This window comes from Staphylococcus sp. HMSC34C02 (genome assembly GCF_001838705.1).
GTDB lineage: Bacteria > Bacillota > Bacilli > Staphylococcales > Staphylococcaceae > Staphylococcus > Staphylococcus borealis.
On the sequence record NZ_KV838583.1, the window covers coordinates 134,550 to 134,839 of the forward strand.

Sequence of the window (290 nt, forward strand, 5' to 3'; positions counted from 1 at the left end):
CTTATACCTAAAATTACAGAGTACTAAAACAAAACTTGCTAAATCTTTATATTCAAGTGGTTTCACTTATACCTAAAATTACAGAGTACTAAAACTAAATCTTCAATAAACCTGCAAGATAAAAGGTTTCACTTATACCTAAAATTACAGAGTACTAAAACAGTGTAGAAGAACTCGTCAAAAAAGCGCTCGTTTCACTTATACCTAAAATTACAGAGTACTAAAACTTTGATAGTAAAACGAAAAGGCACTAAAGAGTTTCACTTATACCTAAAATTACAGAGTACTAA